Origin of the sequence: Vibrio sp. STUT-A16 (assembly GCF_026000495.1) — a bacterium.
GTDB classification, from domain to species: Bacteria; Pseudomonadota; Gammaproteobacteria; order Enterobacterales; family Vibrionaceae; genus Vibrio; species Vibrio diabolicus.
The window spans coordinates 2461452-2482048 of the sequence record NZ_AP026765.1 but is presented as its reverse complement, the minus strand read 5'-3'; the positions used below and the strand labels follow the sequence as shown (position 1 = coordinate 2482048).

Sequence of the window (20597 nt, the reverse complement as noted above, 5' to 3'; positions counted from 1 at the left end):
GCGATTGACTTTTGTTGATCACATTTTCTCTTCAGTCGTGCCGTATGTTAATGAGCGTTAAAAAGCATAAAACAAACACAAGCTAAGCTTGAATCTAGACCCTCTCAACGACTTTTAATCCCAGTTTTTGCCGTTGAGTTACCAAGTAGGTGGGGAAGCCAGGAGGCGCTATGATTTTATCGACACTTCAATTTTTCATTACGACTTTACTCGCAGTGGTGTGCGTTCGAGCGATGAGTTTGAGCGAGGGAGATATTCCCGTTCTTGCACTCATGATCCCGGCGTTGTGGATCTTGCCACAAGGCGGGTTTGCAGGCTTGGTGTTGCTGGGCGCAATGATGGCTTTTGGCGCTACGCTCTCAATGCAGCCAATCGCGCTATCGATTGGTATTTTGATCCTTTTCCCACTTTTAATGGTAGTGTTCTCTCGTAGAAGTTCGTTGGGCGTCCTGCTCACCGCAGGCCTAATCGTACTTACTCTACAAGTCGGTATTATGGTCACGCAACAAGGTGGGAAGCTGGATGGATCCGCTTGGGTTACAGTGGTTCAAACTGTCGCGGTCATGGCGATGTGGTGGTCTGCTGTACATTGGACCCCATCCAATAAGCATAGCTGGTGGCCGATGCTGTTGTTGTTCCCATTATGGATTGCTGGCTTGCCATATGCCGTTCTTGTGGCACTGAGCGTGACAGGAATGCTGGCTTCAATGGAAACCCTCGCGAAGCTTAAACACTCCATTCGTTGGAGTAAACTATTGTGCTGGACGTTACCGACCGTTGGCTTTGCTGCCTTAGTGGTGAGTCCGACTACAGATGTACCAAACCCTGTTTTTGTTGTTTGGATCTGTTTGTTAGGAACGGCTTGGATGACGGACTATATCTTACGTAGCAGCGATGAACAGGCAGAATTATGAGTATTTCGTCAGGTAAAAAGTGACACGTGCGGCAGACTATCGAATTGGTTGTGGAACAAAATGAAGATTAGTATATGTTCTTCATTTCATATTTACTAAACTTCCAATAATAATAACCACATTATAAGTGGTTGATTTAAGATAAGTTTGTCATGACTACCTTTGCTCGAACACTGTTGCTTTTTACTTGTTGCCTACTGAGTTTGAATGTAAAAGCTGAATCACCTTTAATTGCTCATTATAAAGTTGCGACAGAAGCGGATGATGTCGTCACCCGTGTTCTTTTTAATGCTGCATCGAAAGAGTTCGGCTTTACCGTTCAATATGTGAACTATTCCAGCTTTGATGCCATTCTAAATTCCGTCGCGAATGGAGAAGCGGACTTTGCTGCTAATATCACTTACACAGAAGAGCGCGCTCAACGCTTTAGTTACTCCCGTCCAACTAATATCGAATATACCTACCTTTTTGGATTAAAGGACTCGACGTTGAGTGACATTTCACGAGTTGGCGTCCCTAAAGGTACGGTTTATGCCGAATTACTTAAACAATACTACCCGGAGCTAAAACAGGTCTCTTATCAAGGTCATGAGCAAGCGGTAACGTTACTGAGATCAGGCGTTGTTGAAGGCATAGTTGATGCCATCAATCAGCTTAAGCCGATGCTGTTGGAGGGCTTTGACGCTAAAATGTTGAATGATCAGATTTCGATAAAGCCAGTATCGATCATCAGTAAAAAAGATCATCATCTCGAAGAGTTGGATACGTTCACTACGTTTATTCATGGGGAAGGAGTGCAAAAGCAACTTCGTGAAGAGATCTCCCAGTATCAATTTGAACTAAGGCGAGCGGCATTGCGAGAATCTATTCGCTTATTACCTCTCGATTTTAGTGAGCCTATACGGATCAAGCTCGAATCTATCTTTCCATATGTTGTTTACAACGAAGACGGCAGTATCGAAGGGATGACGGCAGATGTCGTCCTGAGAAGCTGTGAGATCTTGGCATTAAACTGCGTGATCATTAGTGAGCCAAATGAAAGTTGGGGTTCCATGTATCATGAGTTTATGCAGGGGAATTTTGAAATTTTAGCGCCCTTAACGGTCAGTCGCGAGCGGCATGAATTTAGTTACTTTCCCAAGCCCCATTACTCACCAGCATCCGTTATGGTCAAGCGTTTAGGTTACAAGCCGAACACTTACTCTCATGTGTCACAGTTGATCTCTGAGCGGATTGGTGTGGTTGAGGACGACTTTTTCGATCAAATGATGACGCAACTTTTACCGCTAAAAGAGCTGAAACGTTATCGTACCCAACAAGAACTCATTCAGGGTTTATTGAATGAAGAGGTCGATTATATTCCGATGGATACCGCGATGCTCAACCACTTTTTACGTCTGAGCGAGTTGGTTCCGATAGAGCAGGACACGGCGATTGGCGAGTTTTACCAGTCACAACTTTCTGTTGGATTGGTGGCGAACGAGAAAGGTGCCATGCTTGCTCCTTTTTTCAGTCGAGCGATAGCGATGTTGGAAGTTGATAAGATCATTGCCCAGTACGACCTGCGCCCAGATTGGCGTACCGCGCTTGAATATGAGGTTCGGCTGGCAACGCAAACGCAGGCTGTGTTTGTCTTTGTATTGTTGTTTGCGATTTGCGTTTCGCTTTATCTTTATCGTCAATCGAATACCGACAATTTAACGGGGTTAAGAAATCGCCGCGCGTTGCAAGTAAAACATCGAAAAGGCGTAAACAAAGAGCTATCCATACTTTACTTAGATATTAACCACTTCAAACGAATCAATGATACGTACGGTCACCGTGCTGGTGATGAGGTGTTGCAATTATTGGCGCTAAAAATTCATTATGTATGGTCAGGGAAAAGTTACCGGATAGGGGGAGATGAGTTCATCTTGTTGGGCTACCCGACTCAAGCAGAATTAAATAGGGCAATGAAAGAGCTCAGCAGAATTGATGTAAAAGGCAAACTGTGTAGTGAGTTAGAGTCTGTGGGTATCTCTATCGGTGTCTCTGAAAAAAGAGAACAGCACATGAGCTTAGAGCAAGCCATGCATTTAGCTGATGAAGATATGTATTCAAGTAAGCAGTCAACACGCCGCTATTCTTCTTCTCATCGTTACGTGGCTCAATCGTAGAGGAATGAATTGATCGAGTTTTGTCCAAACGGTAATGAAATGACGAAATTCAAGGTTTTTGCTCTTGCATTATGAGGGCTGATACTGAATAATCGCCCCATCGATTGAGGCAAGTCCTCTCGAAAAGAATTATGGGGCTCTGGTCCTCTCGCAACAATAGCTCGTGAACTCGGTCAGGTCCGGAAGGAAGCAGCCGCAGCGGGTGACTTGTGTGCCGGGATGTGGCTGGGGTCCCACCCTTTATGAAGCCTGCAATATATGTTCGCATAAATTGCAGGCTTTCTTCATATTTGCACCATAAGTTTTCATAGTCTATTTTTTTGCTGTAGGTTTACAACAAAAGTGACTTGGCTATGTTTGACCAAACTAAGAAATCATCTCACGTACACAACATTTGTAAGTTCATGAGCTTGAAGAACGATGCTGTTGTTCGCACTCTCTCCATTCTGGAGTTCGATTTCTGTTTTCACCTCGAATACAACCCAAACATCAAAAGTTTTACCTCTCAACCTTTTGGCTTCCACTATCAGTTCAATAACCGCAAGTGCCGATATACTCCTGACTTTTTAGCAATAGGTCATAATGAGCAATCAACATTCTTCGAGGTCAAACACTCTAGCCAGATTCTTAAACCTGATTTTAGGGAGCGCTTTGAAGAGAAGCAGAGAGTAGCGTTGAATGAATTCAACAGACGGTTAGTTCTCGTTACTGAGAAGCAAATTAGGATGGGACCAACGCTAGATAACTTTAAGTTGTTACACCGCTACTCTGGATTGCGTACAGTGACCGAGTTTCAAAAGCGAGTTTTGGCTTTTATTCAACGTAAGCAAATGGTGAAGCTACAAGAGGTGTCTTTGTATTTTAGTCTATCAGAGCAAGACACGCTTATCTCTACTCTACCTTGGATCTCTTCGGGGCACGTTAAAACGGATCTCAACACTATTGGCTTTGGTCTAGAAACTTGCGTTTGGTGCTAACTATGCCACCTGACTCTAATAACATATTTGGGTTCTTTGATGAGTTTGAAGCGTCAGAAGAAGAATCGCAATTGCTCCTAAAAGAGCTAATTCTAGAACCCGTTGAAATATCATCGACCATAGATAGTTTGCCAGCAAAAGTTCAGGAAGAGGTTCTTCGCCGCATAAAAGTGATTACTTTTGTGGAGAAGCGCTTGAAAGGTGGGTGGACTGAGAAAAACTTGAACCCCATCTTAAGTCTCGTTGAATCAGAATTACAACTGACTCCCCCTAGTTGGCGGACTGTAGCAACTTGGAAAAAATCCTACTCTGAAGCAGGTAGAGAACCATGGGCACTTATTCCGAAGCATACGTTTAAGGGTAATCGCCAGAAAGAAATGGATTCGCAATTCTTGATTGACGAGGCAATTAAGAACGTATACCTGACACGTGAACGACTTAGTGTTGCAGAAGCATACCGATATTATAAGAGTCGAGTGATTCAAATAAATCGAGGTATCGTTGAAGGAAAAATCAAGCCAATTGCTGAACGTTCTTTTTACAATCGAATAAATGAGTTATCCCCTTATGAAGTGGCGATTGCGAGATTTGGTAAACGATATGCAGATCGGGAGTATCGCTCGGTTGGTCAGCAGGTAGCTGCAACTAAACCTATGGAGTTTGTTGAAATAGACCATACCCCAGTTCCAGTGATTTTGATTGACGATGAGCTAGATATTCCTTTGGGCCGCCCGTATTTGACGATGCTTTATGACCGTTTCAGCAAGTGTATTGTTGGTTGCAGTATCAACTTTAGAGAGCCAAGCTTTGACTCTGTTAGAAAGGCTCTGTTGAATTCACTTTTGGATAAAAGCTGGCTTAAAGCAAAGTATCCATCGATTGAAAATGAGTGGCCTTGTCACGGTAAGATTGATTGCTTGGTCGTCGATAACGGTACCGAGTTTTGGAGTCAAAGCTTGGAAGATTCGTTACGGCCTTTGGTGTCCGATATTCAATACAGTCAAGCAGCGAAGCCTTGGCGAAAGTCAGGGATCGAAAAGTTGTTCGATCAAATGAATAAAGGGTTAGTTAACGCTCTGCCTGGAAAAACATTCACCAATCCTACTCAACTACAAGATTACAATCCGAAGAAGGATGCGGTGGTCAGGGTATCGGTATTTCTTGAGTTACTCCATAAATGGATTGTCGACTATTACCACATGGCACCAGATTCTAGAGAGCGCGAGATCCCATACCACAAGTGGCACCAATCGAAATGGACGCCGTCTTACTATGATGGTGCTGAGAAAGAGCAACTCAGAGTAGAGTTAGGATTGCTTAGACACAGAACGATTGGAGTGGCCGGGATAAGGCTACATAACTTACGCTATCAGTCCGCCGAGCTTATTGAATACCGAAAATATTGCACACCTAATGATGGCAAAAAGCTATTTGTTAAAACCAAGACAGATCCTTCTGATATCAGCTACATCCATGTTTACCTAGAATCAGAAAAGAAATACATAAAAGTTCCAGCGGCAGACAACAGCGGATATACAAACGGCCTTTCACTTTTTGAACACCAGCGCATACAAAAAGTACGCAGACTGAACACTAAGCAGCTTGCTGATGATGAGGCTCTTGCGGATACATTTCTATATATGAAAAAACGTATCCAGGAAGAAACTGATAGATTCCGCCGTGTTAAAAGTAGCAACCCCAACCTTCCTAAAACAGGTAACACTTCGAAACTAGCAAAGTTTAATGATGTTGGATCTGAGGGGCCAAGCTCAATCAACGTGATTCCTGTTAGGCACAAATCTGAGGTTGTTTCCGATGCCTCAGAGTACTTAGATGACGATGATTTTGAAGATATTGAGGGGTATTAATTTGAATTTAACGCCAGAGCAGCTTGAGCGGCTAAAGTCCTTTGAAACCTGCTTTATCGAGTATCCCGCGATAACTGAAATCTACTCTATCTTCGATCAACTTCGTTTCAATCACTCTTTAGGTGGTGAACCAGAGTCTTTCTTGTTAACTGGTGAGGCTGGAAGTGGAAAGACGGCTTTGATCAACAACTACTTATCACGCTTTCAATCGGGGTCAACTTGGGAAAAGCAGCCAGTGTTAAGCACTAGAGTGCCAAGTCGTATCAATGAACAGAATACGCTGACCCAATTTTTGGTTGATTTAGATTGTAAATCCGGAGGAAGAGGTATTCGGCGCCGTAATGAAATTGCGCTTGGCGAAGCGGTTGTAAAGCAACTTAAACGTAAATCTGTTGAGCTGATTATTGTTAATGAAATTCAAGAGCTTGTTGAGTTTTCAACCGCAGAACAGAGACAAGTTATTGCCAACACATTCAAATATATAAGTGAAGAAGCAAGAGTCTCGTTTGTGCTAGTGGGTATGCCTTATGCTGATGTGATAGCGACAGAACCACAATGGAACTCGCGGCTAAGCTGGAGGAGAAAGATAGATTATTTCAAATTGTTGAAAGCGAATAGTCATTCGAGTCGAACGGCATCTTATGGGTTTGACTTAGAACAAAAAAAACATTTTGCCAGATTTGTCGCGGGTCTGAGTTCAAGGATGGGCTTTGATGAGCCACCAGTACTTACAAAGAATGAACTGCTATATCCTTTGTTTGCAATGTGCCGAGGAGAATGCCGAGCGTTAAAACACTTCTTGAAAGACGCGTTGCTTACGAGCTTCAAAGACGATGCGGATACGATAGACAGAGCAATATTGTCACGCACTTTTGCATTTAAGTTCCCCTACCTAGATAACCCGTTTGATCGTCCTTTAGAGCAGCTTAGTCTTCATCAAATTGACTCTGGTTCTGCTTACCACTTAAATGCAATTACCACTGAAGATAAAATAGTAGCCCCTCGTTTTACGGACGCCATTCCGTTGAGCATGCTATTGAGCAAAAATGGGCTTAAAGCTTAGAGACTACGTTTCACGGCTTAGGTTATCCAACAGTGCTGCTTTCTCTTCGTCACTCATTCTGTCAATCACGCAAGCCAGTTCAGCACTTAACTCATTTCTACAGAAAAAGTAGTTTAGTGGTACGTTTAACTCTTCAGCCATTCGTTCGAGCGTGCCAAGATCGGGCACATGTCTACCTTTCTCATAGTGGTTCATCCGCCCACTCGCCGAGCTGGGTTCCATACCTATTTTCACCCCTAAATCTTTTTGGGTGATTTTGGCTTTTTTACGCGCAGCTTTGAGCCTCTCTGGGATTGGGTTGTCTTTTTGCACTTACACATTTCTTTTCAACCTTTAGATAACTTAGATTGTCTAAGTTTTACTGATTTTTGTATACTTAGCAATCCTAAGTTTTGTTGTTTGTACTAGTGATATGAATAAAGTGATCAGAATTAACCCTAACATGTTTAACCTATTGATTGAAAAAGGAATGGATGGCTTTTCAGTCATAGAAGCTAGGGATACTTTACTAAACAGTGATGTAAACTTCCCGAGTAAGGATGACGCTCGAAAGTACATTTATAAGCAACTTCTATCATTCGAGGAGAAAGGTTGGCTTTCTGTTGTTGGGACTCAAAGATCGAAACGTTACCATCAAACTAGTGAGTTCAAAGCACTCAAAGTCGAGCCCAGAATGGCTAGAAACAGTAAGGTTAAAGCTGACTCAACGGCCGTTCAGATTTCAGAGACATCTTTGACTGCATTGGAGCAAGAGAAAAAACAATATGAAGGAGAGCTCGCGATTACTCTAGGTGAGATAGAGGAATATCAGTCGCTGTTGACGCGCTTCCCCCACAGCAGGCAAAAGATGCAACCTCTATTTAGCGCAGCGCGAGAGCGATCAGCAAAGCTATTGGGCAAAATCAATGCACTAACCAATTGGATGAAAGTCGCACAAGGTAAGGTGTAACAATGCTGAGAGTATGGCAAGCCGACTGTGCAGAGCTGGCTATCAATAAATTTGCATCCAATAGACGACCGCATTTCTTCTGCCAAGCGACTCCTGGTGCAGGTAAAACCGTTATGGCTGCCGAGGTGGCAAGGCGCTTATTTGAAGAAGATATGATTGACTTAGTGCTCTGTTTTTCGCCATCTTTGTCCGTAGCTGAAGGGATGCAAAAAACGTTTGCATGGAAATTAGAGTGCTCATTTAACGGAGGGTTAGGTTCTTTGGGAGGATCTTATACTTACCAATCTATCCGTTTTTTTGACGATAACTTTTGGAACACTATCAGCAAACATCGAGTCTTAGTCGTATTTGATGAAATTCATCACTGTTCGTTTGAAGAAGATGGTCGATCAAACTCTTGGGGTGTAGAGATAGTCTCAAAGATACAAGGACTTGCACGATACACGCTGGCATTGTCAGGCACTCCTTGGCGTTCAGACAGACTGCCGATTGTGATGGCAGAATATTCTGACCCTGAAGGGATACTTATCTGCGATTACCAGTATGGATTAAAGCAAGCGGTTTTTGACGGAGTTTGTCGCCAACCGAAAATTGCCTTAATCGATAACGAGCATTTGAGTATTACGTCTGGAGGCAATAGGCAACATTTTGCGTCCATTTTGGATTGCCTTAAACAATCTGATATTTCTTATCAAAGCGTCATTCACAATGAAGAAGCGATGCATTACATCTTGGACAGTGCCTGTAAAAAGCTAGCGCAGATCAGGGAATTTTCGCCAAACGCAGGCGGGTTAGTGGTCGCTGCTTCTATCAAGCACGCGAAAGATATTCAAAAACGCTTGGTCGAGCAGTTTAATCAATCAGCCAGCATTGTCACTTATCACCACGTAAACCCACTAAATGAAATTGAATCTTTTCGATACTCGAATGTTCAGTGGATAGTCAGTGTTGGGATGATAAGTGAAGGTACGGATATTCCTCGGTTGCAGGTTTGCTGTCATATGAGCTCAGTGAAAACAGAACTCTATTTCAGGCAGGTCCTTGGAAGAATATTGAGAGTTAACGACTCACTGAACCAAGAAGCATGGTTGTATACTTTTGCTGAAGAAAGTTTGATAGGGTTTGCTGAAAGAATTGAACAGGATATTCCAGACACCTGTATGTTCCTTAAACAAGAAAAGGGAGCGCAGAATGTTGCCGATGAACCCATTTCATTATCGAGCACGGTAAGTGATCGAATCCAATCCAGTCATTCCCAACCGAGCACACTGAGTTGGGAAAATATTTCTGCTGTTATTGAGTCAAATAATACAAACAACGCCCCCTTATATGACGAATTGCGATTGGGACAGTTTAAACAACGTGTCATCGCCGCGTTCACTTAAACGGATTCGGCTTCAATCTCTTTCAAGTCTCTCCAGTAATCGGGGCCGGATAGCCAAGTAAGACGGCGGCGGCTTGCTAGGCACTTGTAAAGAGAATGTCTTCAACCGCGACGAGATGATCGCCAGTTGGCGTTAGCGCTTGAGAACCTTTCAATACGACAATGCCTTCATCAGTAAGCATGGCTTTAGCATCAACTTTTGTGACCTTCAGTTGTAATAAAGTGTTCTCTTGCACGTTTGTTTGAGGCGAAGCGATTCGAGTTACTCTTGCTCCAGTTATTTGTTCCCTAGAGAACAAATAACAGTACGAATGTCAGAGAACAATAAAGTTTTAACACAAGCTAGCCATCACATGAGCTAGCTCGTTGCTGGACATTTCCGAGTTAAAACTCCCACTCTAACTTGGCAGTTTCAGATTAAAATTTGATACTTAAACTAATGAATCCTCATATCAAGGATGTTCACCGTCCTGATTTAGGGAATGAACTGCGCCATCAAAAACCATTAAGAGTTACGTAACTCTTACGCTTTTTATGGCATAGGACATACCGAAAAATAACGATTCTAAACCTTGCAAAGTCGTAGGTTTTCAATGTGAGATAAACTTATCGGCACTTCCTTCATTCCTTCCAAGGACGCTTGACCTCCGACTCTAACCCGGCGAATGATACCTTGTTTAGAATCAATGGTAACTTGAATCAAAGATAAGGCCCCCATTGAGCGTCCTTGCTCTAAAGCGAACGTTAAGCTATCAGTGATGCCATGCTTAATAAGATAACAACCTAAAGCCCCACTCGCACTGCCTGTCGCTGATTCTTCATTGATACCATATAAAGGTGCGAAATTTCGGCAATGGGCAATCGTTGCCTTATCGTTGCTAAGTTCAAATACGTGGAAACCGATAGTATTGAACTCTTGGCTTAGCTTCGATATCGCAGCAAAGTTAGGCTTTAGGATATCTAAATGTCCAGTCTGCACAGGGACAATGATATCGGGTAAACCTGTCGATATGATTTCAATAGGCAATCCCGTACTCGTAATCACGTCACTAGATATGCCAATAGCATAAGCGATGTCTTTAACATGAGGGGCGCGACGAAACAGAGGTTTGGTTTGATCCATTACAATAGAGCTATCATCGACGGCTACATGAAGAATACCTGCTTTTGTTTGTTGTGTGTAACAACCTTGCTCAATGAACCCCTGCGAAGCCAATACGAAAAATGCAGCCAAAGTGGCATGACCACAAAAGTCCACTTCCCCTTCAGCAGTAAAAAATTCCACCTTGAAATCTGTTTCTTTATTGGTGTATACAAAGGCCGTTTCAGAAAAGCCAACCTGTCGCGCGATGTATGTTTTTTGTTCTGTACTAAGGGAAGGTGGGCCTAAAACAACTCCAGCAGGATTTCCGCCTAATCCGCCTTTGGTAAATGAATTAACAAGATAGACGTTTATGTCATGTTCAATGGCGAGTGTCGTATCAATAGTCACAGCTTCATTTCCTTAAAATTACCAAGTTCGATCTAAGTCTTGCGCGTAAAGCCTGATAGCTCGTTTGTACGTTAAAATCTCCTCTGAGCTTGTTGTGTCAATCAGGAGGTTTAATAACCTCTCGACCGCGTTTTTATCCTCTCCAAGGTTATACAAACACATTGCATAAAATGGCATCGCCTCCTTTGTATTGGGGAAAAGAGTGCATGCTTTTTCAAACCAAACGGCTGCTTCATGATATTTCCCGAGGCTTCTCAGCGTGCTAGCCAGGCTAAATAGAGCCTCAAAATGGTCTTTCTCACCGAGGTCACCAGTTAGTGCGGAGTTATAATGCTGAACTGCTTCTAACTCAAGTCCTTGATTATCATAAGATCATCCAATATGGAGGTATGATATCTTTGCTGCTAAGAAGATTGGCCAAATTAACTACGCCACTACATAACTCAATTTGAGGTGGTTTAGCTTTCTATCCGAATTACTCAGCGGAGTCTTTCACCAATGCTTCCAGCTTATCAAGTGGTACATATCCGGGAATAATTTGACCATTTAACAACATCCCGGGCGTTCCTCGCATACCTAACTGGTTAAATATCTGGTAGTTTCTTGCAAGCATCTCATCGGTCAAAGGATCTGATTTGATATGGTTCTCAAGACCCAATATTTTAGCAATTCGTTCAATAGAACGCTGATCATGTATTCCTGGTTTTTTAATAAGCAACGCATGAGTTTCAGCAAACTCTTCTGGATGGTTTTCCCACACATTTAAGGCAAAACTCGCTGAATTGGAATGGCTTGACATCTCTTTAATAGGTACGTAAATATTCACAACTTTAATATCATTGGGATATTTATCTACAAGTTGATCTAACACACCATCTAATTTCTTGCACCAAGGACAACTGTAATCTGTAAAATTAATGATCGTAGTTTTCGCATTACTAGAACCAAAGCTTGTGTGATTAGAGTTATTGTACATATAGTCGTAATTTTCAGCGATTGTAGCCTCGAAAGCTTTTTGTTGATTCACATACAAGTTTAAGCTTTCATGAAGGTTATCTATAATCAAAGGGTTTTCTTGAAGTATCTTAGTAATGTCTTCAATTTTATCATCATGTGTCATTGCTAACGCAAACGGTGAAACAAATACACTTGCAATCAATATTTTATAACCAATCTTCATCTCATTTTCTCAGTTATTATACAAACCAAATCCTAGCCAAGAGACCAATAGGAGTCGTGAAACCAGTGGTAACGAATTGAATTTGCCCACCTTTAACAACTGCGATCGTCGGAGTAACTAAAATCCCCCAAGCTCTCGCATTCAATCCTCGTGAATCATTCAAATTCGAAAAGTCATAATGGTGAGCTTCTAAAAACTTCGCTATTCGGTCATCAAGTCCAGAGTTAATTGACACACCAATAACTTCATAAGAATCCATTTTATCTATCAAGTTGATGGTCGGGCTGACAAACTTACAGACTGGACACCAAGTAGCCCAAAAGTAAACGATGACAGGCTTTTCTTTACTTATTTCAAATATATCGACACTTTTACCATCAATCGACTGGCCAACAATGTTGGGAGCATTGGCAACAGGAATACTCTGTTGCCTCCACAAATCCACCCCGATCGAAAAGACAACAGCAATAAAAACGAAAAGACTAATCTCTTTAAGCCAACGCCATAATTTTTTATATTTCACTCTTTATTATTTCCGTTCGCTGTCTCAATCGCACTTATCACAGATTCATCTGTAAGAATAATGGGAAGAGGTATTCCATTAGGGGCTTTAGGACCATAAACGATATTGAATGGGACACCAAATCGTCCATTTTCTTGCAGGTAGCTCGTTACACTTTGGCTAGGTACTGTCCAGTCGCCCTCCATTGCAACAACCTCTGAATGATGCAGCATTCCATAGACTGGGTCTTGTAGTAACACACCAATCTTATTCGCTTTACAAGTAATACACCAATCGGCAGTAACATTGACAAAAACAACTTTTCCGTCAGCAATATGATTTTCAATTGCTGTTGTTGAAAGTGGCTCCCAGTTTGGCTCAGGAGGGAGTAATGTGGCCGATTTATTAGAAGTTATGCTGCCTACAACCAGACTTGCTGAAATTAATATAATCAGAGCACCTCCTGTCCATGTGGCAACCTTTTTTCCATACACACGCAATGTACGCATGACTAATAGAGCCAAAGCTACTATTGAAATTACATACACCCATAACATTGGTACATGGTTAGATAACAGACTTAACAACCAAACACTGGTTATCAGCATCATAAAGCCAAATAACAACTTGATGTTATTCATCCATTGGCCCGGCTTTGGCAGTCTTAGTGCAACCGATGGGAATAGAGCCACAGCTATCCATGGTGATGCCATACCCAAAGCCAATGCCGTGAATATCAAAAACATAACTGGAATACTTGTCGCGAGAGCAAACGCCACAGCGGTGCCTAAAAACGGAGCGGAACACGGCGTGGCAAGCAAAGTCGCAAACATACCTTGAGTAAAGTGTCCTTTATATGAGTTATCCCCTTTTGTTGCTAGCCACGTGTTTGCGTTAGAGGACAAGCGTATTTCAAATAACCCCAGCATATTTGCCCCAAATACGCCTGTGATGAATACCATTAATCCAATAAACCAAGCGTTCTGGAATTGGATCCCCCATCCAATAGCGCTACCTGATAGCTTTAGGACGGTTAGAAATAGTGCAATCAACCAAAATGAAACCAGGATACCTAAGGAAGAAGACAAAAACTGAAAACGTATCTGCCTTTTCTCTAAACCTTGAGTCGAGACAATACTACTCAATTTCATTCCTAAAACGGGTAGGACACATGGCATGATATTAAGAATGAAGCCACCAAACAAAGCGAATAGAATCATCTGAGCGATATTAAAATTGCCCCGATCTTGAATAATCATTTGAGATTTGACTGTAGTGGCGTGCTCAGCAATGAAGTTATTGTCATCTAAAGTGACGGTTATCGTTTGCTCATCTAGCTGAGGTGTCCCCATCCAGTTGGTGACGTCAAATGTCGCAACCAGTTTGTTCCCTTCAACCTCGAAAACGGGTTGTGTGAATGCCGAGTCTCGGACTTCTTCTGTGGTCCCATCTATTAACATGTCGGGCTCCGTCCAACCCATGCTATTCTCGACAGTGACTTGTAACTTACTATTTTGTTCATCCCAGATAGCGTTCACATTTTTAATAAGAGGGGATGGTTTGGGTACTAAGCTCATCCCTTGGGCGTAAGTATGCATAGCCGATTCAGAAAGCTTCAGCTCTGAGGGAATAAATGATATTTCGAAAGGATAGTCGGTCAAAACACAGACGGTCGTGCATGATGAGAGTGTCAGATTTGCATCTAATACCACCGGGGAATCTAAATCATTTACATGTAGGGTCATAGGAAAGATAACGTTGCCTTTATAGCCCAGTGTCTCAATACCTAAAAGCTCAAATCTCTTTGGATGAGGCCAATGCCATACAATGTCACTAAGGTTTTTAGAACCATCCCAAGTCATACTTGGCGCGATCCCGCCTTCACCTGGGCTTCTCCAATAGGTTTTCCAGTCCCCCGCTAAGCGCACTTCTAGAAAACCAGCAACCGTCTTGCTCTCGGCATCAACCTGCCCGCTGATGACAAATCGTGTCTCGACTGGTGGGTGGTTGGGGTTTTTCAACCAACCTGTAGTCAGTGGTTCTGCCTTGACCACACTGGCAAACAAGGTAGCCACTATTGCTATAAACAACCCTACGAAAGCTAGACGACAAGCTGGTTTGGAATTTTTCATTTATTACCCTATGAAAATAAAATAGATCAAACTAAATACTGAAGATGTGTTTCTTTGAGCTATCAACAACCTTTAGAGAAGGTAGAAACAAAATGATTTCTCAATGGAGTCAATGATCGCTTATGATTTTTTACGGTCATTCCTTGTATAGAACCCTTAACAAGTTAGAGTACCTCCTGACCGGTTTTAGACTGGAATGCCTTAATTCGCTGGATGACTAAGGTTCGCTTCTGTTTGTTTTTTATTTGTATATGACATAACTCAAGCGTTAGTCCGAAAACCATAGCAAAGTACACATAGCCTTTATTGATATGAATGGCTAAACCTTCCGCCATTAGTAGTCCCCCCAATAAAACCAAAAACAGTAAAGCCAATGTTTTAAATCCAGGGTAACGAGTAACTAAGTCGTTGATTTTTTCCGCCGTTAAAATCATAAAAATCGCAGATGTCAAAATAGCAGCTATCATAACTGGCACTTCAGATGTTAAACCAACGGCGGTTATGACTGAATCCATAGAAAAAACGGCATCTACCGCCACAATCTGGAGAAGTACGACGGCGAATCCAGTCCTAGCTTGAGTCGAGTATGACGATGGTGTATGCCTTAACCACGACCAAAGTTCTTTCGCACTTTTAGCCAACAAAAAGCCACCACCCAATATCATAATAATATCTCGTCCAGTAAACGTGATGTGGGTGAAGCTCAGCAAGGGATTAGTCAGAGACATCACCCACGAAATAGAAAACACAAGACCTATTCGCGTTAACACCGCCAGAGCAATACCTAAATTACGTGCAACTTTGCGTTGCTGTACTGGGAGTCGTTCACATAGAACTGAAATGAAGACGACATTATCGACACCCAAAACAATTTCAAGGATCAATAACGTGGCAAATACTACCCAGATTTCGGGTTGTAGAAAGAGCTCTAGCATGTGCTTATCTCCTTAATACAAGAAGACAATGGGATAAAACGGCACCTAAAGGGGTCGTCCATAGAAGTAATTTACCTCTCTGTTTAGAAATGGAATAAGACTAAGCATTCGTTTTAATAACGCTAATTTTTTAATACGCTATCTGTTTTATTGGGGAGCTCGATATTTAACATCGGATGTGTATGTGGTAATAACTGGATGTCATTAGCAAGCGCGCAAAACTGTTCAAAACTGATAGGTGCTGAATGATTGACCTTGGATGTAGGCCAATCATCGTATCTCTCTTTGCTCATCATGAAGTGATGATTGCTTGAGGTTGGGTTGATCAATCGTGAGTGACTCGACCGTGTATTTCGATTAAGAGGAAAAGCCACCGTCGATCATCAAGTCAGCACCAGTGATGTAACCCGCTTCTGAGCTAGCGACGAATGCTACTAAGCTCGCAATCTCCTCTACTTGACCATAACGACCAAGTGCACCAATAGCTTTTACAGGCTCTGAAGTATCGCCATTGTCTGGGTTTAAGTCGGTATCTACCGGACCTGGTAAAATGTTGTTGACGGTAATGCCTCTAGGGCCTAAATCGCGAGAGAGACCTTTGGCCAATCCGGTTAGTGCAGACTTGCTCATTCCATAGATAGAACCGCCAGCAAAAGGAATGCGCTGAGCGTTCGTACTACTGATATTGATTATTCTGCCATTATTATTCATGTGCTTCGCGGCTTCATGAATCGCCACAAACACACTTCGTACGTTGGTATTGATGGTCTTGTCCCAATCATCCATCGTCAAATTTTCAATACTGTCCCAGATCAGCGTACCTGAATTGTTTACGACAATATCAATTTGACCAAGTTGTTCTATGGTTTCGCTGATTGCATTTCTGATATCTTCAGGTTTAGTGCTATCCGCCTTTATTGCGATGACTTTGCCACCTTGTAAAGTTAAACTCTCCGCAAGCGCTTTGGCTTTTCCGTGGGATGACACAAATGTAAAAGCAACAGACGCTCCCTCCAATGCCAATCTCTCAACAATGGCGGCACCAATACCGCGACTGCCACCTTGGATAAAAGCGACCTTACCTTTGAATCTATGGAAGTTATTCATCATGTTTACCTTAATTGAAAAGTCGATGTAATCATCTCGTTGATGTACGCAGAATAATCGATTCACATCTGCTTATTAAGTCCATATAATGACAAACATAAAGTCCTACAGGGAATCAATTGATGTTAAAAAGCCAGTATGTGGAAGTTCGTCACTTTGTCACCGTTGCGCAGTTGGGGAGTTTTACCCTTGCGGCCCAAGCGCTTGGGATGACCGGTTCAGCTTTAAGTAAAAGCGTTGCTCGACTAGAAAAGCAGCTAGGCACCAAACTCCTTCATCGAACAACTCGACGCATCGCGTTGACCAATGATGGGGATTCCTATTTAGCCGACTGCCTTAAAGCGATGACTATTTTAGAGGAAGCAGAGAAGCGCTTAAGCAATCAACAATTATTGCCATCAGGGCGTGTGCGTATTGATTTACCCGCAGTTCTCGGTAGAAGAGCAATCCTACCCAAGTTGCTAGAATTAACGTCCAAGTTCGAGCAATTAGATCTATCTATTACCTTTAATGACCGTCCTACGGATTTAGTCAGTGACGGGATTGATCTTGCGATCCGCGTTGGGCACTTAGAAAACTCGGGCGATATTGTTGCACGTAAAATTGGGGAGCAAAAAAGGGTGATATGTGCCTCTCCCTCTTATTTAGCAACTCGAGGGCCGATTACCAAAAAAGAAGATCTAGCCCAACATGATTGCATCGTCGGCTGGCCTATAGGACAAAGGCATAGCTGGCTACTGAAAAATGCGAAGGGGGCAACCGAATCAGTCGATATTTCAGCACGTCATGAGATAGCCGACTGTGAAGGCATTTTACAATCGGCTTTATCTGGTGCCGGTTTAGCTCAACTACCAGTATGGTTAGTGAAGCAATACCTTGATGATGGACAATTATGTCCTGTATTAGAGAAACTCAATGGCGAAGGAGCGCCCATCAGTATTGTTTGGCTAAAAACACCTTACATTCTGCCTAAAATAAGAGTCATCATAGATGAAATCATTGCATTATCGAGCCGTCATCCAGATATTTTTGAGGCTTCTTTGTAATGTTGACTAATCGAAGCATGACATTGGAGGTCATTTGGGTGTTATTGTGTTTTAGATAGTCCAACGATATTGAGGCCACTATAAAAGTTTGATGGTGGCCTCAATCATAATAAAACCTACATACTAGCTAACAATATTTACATTTGTCTTAGGTATCGCGCAGCAAGCTAGGGCCATTCCTTTCGCCTTGTCACTGTCTTCAATTCCAGGCGCATCGGGCTGGTAAACCTCTCCTGATTTCACCGTGACTTTGCAGGCGCCGCAGAAACCAGCTCTGCAGTTATTCGAAATAGAAAGCCCTGCTGCTTCAGCTTGCTCCAGAACGGTGCGCTGGTTGCTTCCCTCAAACACGACACCATCAAGGTTAATTTGAACCCTTTTCTCATTCCCGTCCGCCACTCTTGCAACGCCAAACGTCTCTTGATGGTACTGTTCTTCAGGCAGCCCGCTGTCTATCATTAAGCGCTTTGTACTTTCCATGAAACCACTAGGACCACATACAAAAACTTGACGTTTGTGAAACTCTGAAATTTGATTTAAATGAGTACGACTAAAATGCCCTTTTTCGCCTACCCAACCAGTTGATGGCTCGCTAAGGGCTATAGTCACAGTCACATTGGCGTGTTGCTTTTCTAGCATAACGAGCTCTTCCATGAATGGAATATCCACTTCCGTCAAACATTGATGATAAAACGCAATATCACGAGTGTCTCGTTGGTCAGTCAAATACCGAAGTATGGATATCATGGGTGTCACACCGCTACCGGCAGAAAGCAGCAACAGCGGGTCATTCGAGCCTTTAGTAATATGGAATGTGCCTTTGGGTTGATCCGCAATAATAGTATTGCCAACTTGTAAGTGGTTGAATAACCAGTTGGAGACTTCACCAGCATTGACCCGCTTCACTGAAATCGACAAACGCTCTGGCCGAGATGGGCTAGATGACAGCGTATACATTCGTTTGGTCAGTTTGCCATTGACCGTGATCTCAATAGGGAGGTGTTGTCCCGCTTTATACTCAGGCACCAAGCCATTTTTAGGCTCAAACCAAAATGTCTCGAAGTTTCTTGCTACAGGTTCTCTTTCAACGCAAATCAACTCTTGTTTTTTTGCGTCGAGATCTTCATAAAACTCCTTGGACTTATACTCAAGCACTTCGATAGCATCATTGATGGAGATAACACCTTCGTTTTTCGCTACAAGGTTTTGCCCGAAAAATATTTTGCCTTGCTCGTTGGCTCTAAAACGCGAAAAGGTTGTCAATGGCTCTTTACTGGCCCTAAACTCCCTATTTTCCAGATCAAGTGTCGTCAAAATGCACCGCTCACACGGCTCTACAATTTCAAATTCGACGTTGCCTATCTTGATACGCTTCCATGAGTCTTCGATAAAAGGTTCGTCCGATTGCACCACGAGGTTAGTACGAAACTGTTCCATGGTGTGGGCTTCGCTGCTGCGTCTATTCAGCTCCGCTAGTGAGCCAGAGCTAATAAGCAAGATAGGAAAACCGTCGGCAAAGCTCACATTATGACCAAGGTTTTCTCTCATGCGGTTAGATTGCTCGCCAGTAAACAGTAACTCAACTCGCTTTCCTATAACTTGGCTAAACCAATCGTTCGCTTCATCGGTTGTTGTATAGGCGGAAAAACGGTCTCTCCAAACACTGGCATCTATCGCCTGCATTTTAAACGTAGAATAGTGTAATTTTAGCGGCTCCATTCCAGGGTAAGAAAAAATGATACCAGTAGGCAGTAGACTGGAACTCACTTGAACCATATTTGGATACTGACGCGCCGTCACCATCGTTGGGTATTTAGCTAAGGCGGAGACCGCATCGCCAGTCAGCGCCAGCATAAAGCGACGATCAAAAGCAAGGCCTTGCTTTTCAGCCCACGAAGAAGAGAGTGAAAGCCCGCCAATGGATTTGACTGGATAGATAGTGATTTGGGAAAGTACGGTAGGATTTACCACAATGTCACCCTTTATTATTGTGTTGATTGATTTAACCGCAAGCGATGATTCTAACGACCGAGCAAGGCTGATGGTTTATCTTGTGAGGAGATAGGTTGCTTCGCTGAATTAAGCATGAAGCGCATCAAAGCCGACGCATTCAATGTCATTTTTTCTTAGCCAGAGAGAAAACTCATCGCTGGTTAAAATCTTCCACTCTTCAACGCGAGCATGAGCATAGCTAGAGATGTCCTCTAGCTCTTCGTTAAGCGTTCTGGCAGGGTGGCACATCAATTCAATCGTGCTGTTAGGCATGCTGTCTTGATAAGCCAGCAACATGGCTTTGAGGTACTCAATATTAGCGCCTTCGGCATGAAATCCCATATCAAACGCATCTGGGGTCGGGACCGATAACAAGTTTTGACCTCGTATAAAGCTATCAATACGCCTGACGGGGAGGCCTATTTCATTGGCTGCTTGTGTAAAACCTATTTTAAGAGGGCGATAGGCGCCTGCAAAATGGTGGCTATCGATATGATTGATGTTAAAGCCTGCGTCTATAGCGGCTTGATATTGCGCTTTTAGCTCTCTCGCCACTTCGTTAGAGGAGACATCTGATTTATTAAATAGGGTTTTTCTATCAAAAAAATGTCCATTCTCGTCGACCAGTGTTGGAACCAATGTAGGATCTGAAATGGGTTGACCAGATGTCACTGTAAAATGCAGTCCAACTTCAGAAATAAGGCCACGTTGATAGAGCTGTGACGCATGAGCGACGCCAGGTTGGTTCATCATGATGGTGGTCGATTTTACGGTTCCGGCACGAAAACAATCCGCAATCCCCAAGTTCACCGACTCCGTCAGCCCAAAATCATCAGCATTTAATATAAGTTTCATCGTATATTATCCAAGTTGTATTTTATCGAATCTTGTAATAGCGGT

General features: G+C 42.8%; 18 protein-coding genes, 1 other RNA gene and 1 pseudogene. 9 read left to right on the top strand and 11 right to left on the bottom strand.

The window, feature by feature from the left end; genetic code table 11:
- Positions 1–170 precede the first annotated feature (170 nt).
- The 6 genes from OO778_RS11765 to OO778_RS11740 all read left to right on the top strand — a co-directional run bounded on the left by OO778_RS11765 (position 171) and on the right by OO778_RS11740 (position 6978).
- Positions 171–914 (top strand): hypothetical protein, encoded by a 744-nt coding sequence (locus OO778_RS11765; RefSeq protein ID WP_046874702.1) that lies wholly within the window; start codon positions 171–173, stop codon positions 912–914.
- 152 nt (positions 915–1066) lie between these two features.
- Complete coding sequence (locus tag OO778_RS11760; RefSeq protein ID WP_074191052.1) at positions 1067–3070, top strand: GGDEF domain-containing protein; 2004 nt, start codon at positions 1067–1069, stop codon at positions 3068–3070.
- A gap of 137 nt (positions 3071–3207) precedes the next feature.
- An RNA gene (ffs, locus tag OO778_RS11755) (signal recognition particle sRNA small type) lies at positions 3208–3304 on the top strand.
- Positions 3305–3423: 119 nt separating this feature from the next.
- Entirely contained in the window at positions 3424–4047 is a 624-nt protein-coding gene (locus tag OO778_RS11750; protein ID WP_264909898.1) for a Tn7 transposase TnsA N-terminal domain-containing protein, read from the top strand.
- A gap of 2 nt (positions 4048–4049) precedes the next feature.
- Entirely contained in the window at positions 4050–5915 is a 1866-nt protein-coding gene (locus OO778_RS11745; protein WP_264909896.1) for a Mu transposase C-terminal domain-containing protein, read from the top strand.
- The gene (locus OO778_RS11740; protein WP_264909894.1) at positions 5881–6978 is read left to right on the top strand and encodes a TniB family NTP-binding protein; all 1098 of its coding nucleotides are present in this window, start codon (positions 5881–5883) and stop codon (positions 6976–6978) included. Before OO778_RS11745 ends, OO778_RS11740 begins: the two co-directional genes overlap by 35 nt.
- A 3-nt stretch (positions 6979–6981) precedes the next feature.
- Here OO778_RS11740 and OO778_RS11735 read toward each other — a convergent pair whose 3' ends face one another.
- On the bottom strand, positions 6982–7290 hold the full coding sequence (locus OO778_RS11735) for a helix-turn-helix transcriptional regulator (protein WP_264909892.1): 309 nt from the start codon (positions 7288–7290) through the stop codon (positions 6982–6984).
- Positions 7291–7390: 100 nt separating this feature from the next.
- On the opposite strand from OO778_RS11735, the gene OO778_RS11730 reads away from it, so the two are divergent.
- Both OO778_RS11730 and OO778_RS11725 read left to right on the top strand, forming a co-directional pair.
- Entirely contained in the window at positions 7391–7927 is a 537-nt protein-coding gene (locus OO778_RS11730) for a hypothetical protein (protein ID WP_264909890.1), read from the top strand.
- 2 nt (positions 7928–7929) lie between these two features.
- Complete coding sequence (locus OO778_RS11725; protein WP_264909888.1) at positions 7930–9312, top strand: DEAD/DEAH box helicase family protein; 1383 nt, start codon at positions 7930–7932, stop codon at positions 9310–9312.
- 76 nt (positions 9313–9388) lie between these two features.
- Here the strand turns inward: OO778_RS11725 and OO778_RS11720 are convergent, their stop codons facing one another.
- From OO778_RS11720 to OO778_RS11685, 8 genes and pseudogenes are all read right to left on the bottom strand, one after another.
- Positions 9389–9547 carry a hypothetical protein gene (locus OO778_RS11720; protein ID WP_264909887.1) on the bottom strand — a complete coding sequence of 53 codons (159 nt, stop codon included), beginning with the start codon at positions 9545–9547 and terminating at the stop codon, positions 9389–9391.
- Between the two features lie 329 nt (positions 9548–9876).
- A complete protein-coding gene (locus OO778_RS11715) occupies positions 9877–10803 on the bottom strand; it encodes a PhzF family phenazine biosynthesis protein (RefSeq protein WP_102545760.1) in 927 nt (308 codons plus the stop codon).
- 18 nt (positions 10804–10821) lie between these two features.
- Positions 10822–11112 (bottom strand): annotated as a pseudogene (locus OO778_RS11710) (tetratricopeptide repeat protein); the annotation flags it as partial.
- 166 nt (positions 11113–11278) lie between these two features.
- On the bottom strand, positions 11279–11983 hold the full coding sequence (locus OO778_RS11705) for a DsbA family protein (RefSeq protein WP_264909884.1): 705 nt from the start codon (positions 11981–11983) through the stop codon (positions 11279–11281).
- Positions 11984–11999: 16 nt separating this feature from the next.
- Positions 12000–12506: a protein disulfide oxidoreductase gene (locus OO778_RS11700; protein ID WP_264909882.1), complete on the bottom strand. Its 507-nt coding sequence runs from the start codon at positions 12504–12506 to the stop codon at positions 12000–12002.
- Positions 12503–14617 carry a protein-disulfide reductase DsbD domain-containing protein gene (locus OO778_RS11695; RefSeq protein ID WP_264909881.1) on the bottom strand — a complete coding sequence of 705 codons (2115 nt, stop codon included), beginning with the start codon at positions 14615–14617 and terminating at the stop codon, positions 12503–12505. The genes OO778_RS11700 and OO778_RS11695 overlap by 4 nt, the downstream gene beginning before the upstream one ends.
- A 164-nt stretch (positions 14618–14781) precedes the next feature.
- Entirely contained in the window at positions 14782–15552 is a 771-nt protein-coding gene (locus tag OO778_RS11690) for a TerC family protein (protein WP_264909879.1), read from the bottom strand.
- Between the two features lie 357 nt (positions 15553–15909).
- Entirely contained in the window at positions 15910–16725 is an 816-nt protein-coding gene (locus OO778_RS11685) for a 3-oxoacyl-ACP reductase family protein (protein ID WP_230856637.1), read from the bottom strand.
- A 56-nt stretch (positions 16726–16781) separates the two neighbouring features.
- Here OO778_RS11685 and OO778_RS11680 point away from each other — a divergent pair, with 56 nt between their 5' ends.
- Entirely contained in the window at positions 16782–17705 is a 924-nt protein-coding gene (locus OO778_RS11680) for a LysR family transcriptional regulator (RefSeq protein ID WP_264909877.1), read from the top strand.
- Between the two features lie 123 nt (positions 17706–17828).
- On the opposite strand, the gene OO778_RS11675 is transcribed toward OO778_RS11680, so the two are convergent.
- Both OO778_RS11675 and OO778_RS11670 read right to left on the bottom strand, forming a co-directional pair.
- A complete protein-coding gene (locus tag OO778_RS11675; RefSeq protein ID WP_264909875.1) occupies positions 17829–19676 on the bottom strand; it encodes a hybrid-cluster NAD(P)-dependent oxidoreductase in 1848 nt (615 codons plus the stop codon).
- A gap of 108 nt (positions 19677–19784) precedes the next feature.
- The gene (locus OO778_RS11670; protein ID WP_016788380.1) at positions 19785–20552 is read right to left on the bottom strand and encodes a carbohydrate deacetylase; all 768 of its coding nucleotides are present in this window, start codon (positions 20550–20552) and stop codon (positions 19785–19787) included.
- Positions 20553–20597 lie beyond the last annotated feature (45 nt).

Excerpts from the sequence above, each read along its gene's own strand:
- OO778_RS11690 (WP_264909879.1), bottom strand. The coding sequence starts at position 15,552 with ATGCTAGAGCTCTTTCTACAACCCGAAATCTGGGTAGTATTTGCCACG.
- OO778_RS11760 (WP_074191052.1), top strand. The coding sequence starts at position 1,067 with ATGACTACCTTTGCTCGAACACTGTTGCTTTTTACTTGTTGCCTACTG.
- OO778_RS11740 (WP_264909894.1), top strand. The coding sequence starts at position 5,881 with ATGACGATGATTTTGAAGATATTGAGGGGTATTAATTTGAATTTAACG.
- OO778_RS11750 (WP_264909898.1), top strand. The coding sequence starts at position 3,424 with ATGTTTGACCAAACTAAGAAATCATCTCACGTACACAACATTTGTAAG.
- OO778_RS11695 (WP_264909881.1), bottom strand. The coding sequence starts at position 14,617 with ATGAAAAATTCCAAACCAGCTTGTCGTCTAGCTTTCGTAGGGTTGTTT.
- OO778_RS11705 (WP_264909884.1), bottom strand. The coding sequence starts at position 11,983 with ATGAAGATTGGTTATAAAATATTGATTGCAAGTGTATTTGTTTCACCG.
- OO778_RS11670 (WP_016788380.1), bottom strand. The coding sequence starts at position 20,552 with ATGAAACTTATATTAAATGCTGATGATTTTGGGCTGACGGAGTCGGTG.
- OO778_RS11745 (WP_264909896.1), top strand. The coding sequence starts at position 4,050 with ATGCCACCTGACTCTAATAACATATTTGGGTTCTTTGATGAGTTTGAA.
- OO778_RS11765 (WP_046874702.1), top strand. The coding sequence starts at position 171 with ATGATTTTATCGACACTTCAATTTTTCATTACGACTTTACTCGCAGTG.
- OO778_RS11725 (WP_264909888.1), top strand. The coding sequence starts at position 7,930 with ATGCTGAGAGTATGGCAAGCCGACTGTGCAGAGCTGGCTATCAATAAA.
- OO778_RS11680 (WP_264909877.1), top strand. The coding sequence starts at position 16,782 with ATGTTAAAAAGCCAGTATGTGGAAGTTCGTCACTTTGTCACCGTTGCG.
- OO778_RS11730 (WP_264909890.1), top strand. The coding sequence starts at position 7,391 with ATGAATAAAGTGATCAGAATTAACCCTAACATGTTTAACCTATTGATT.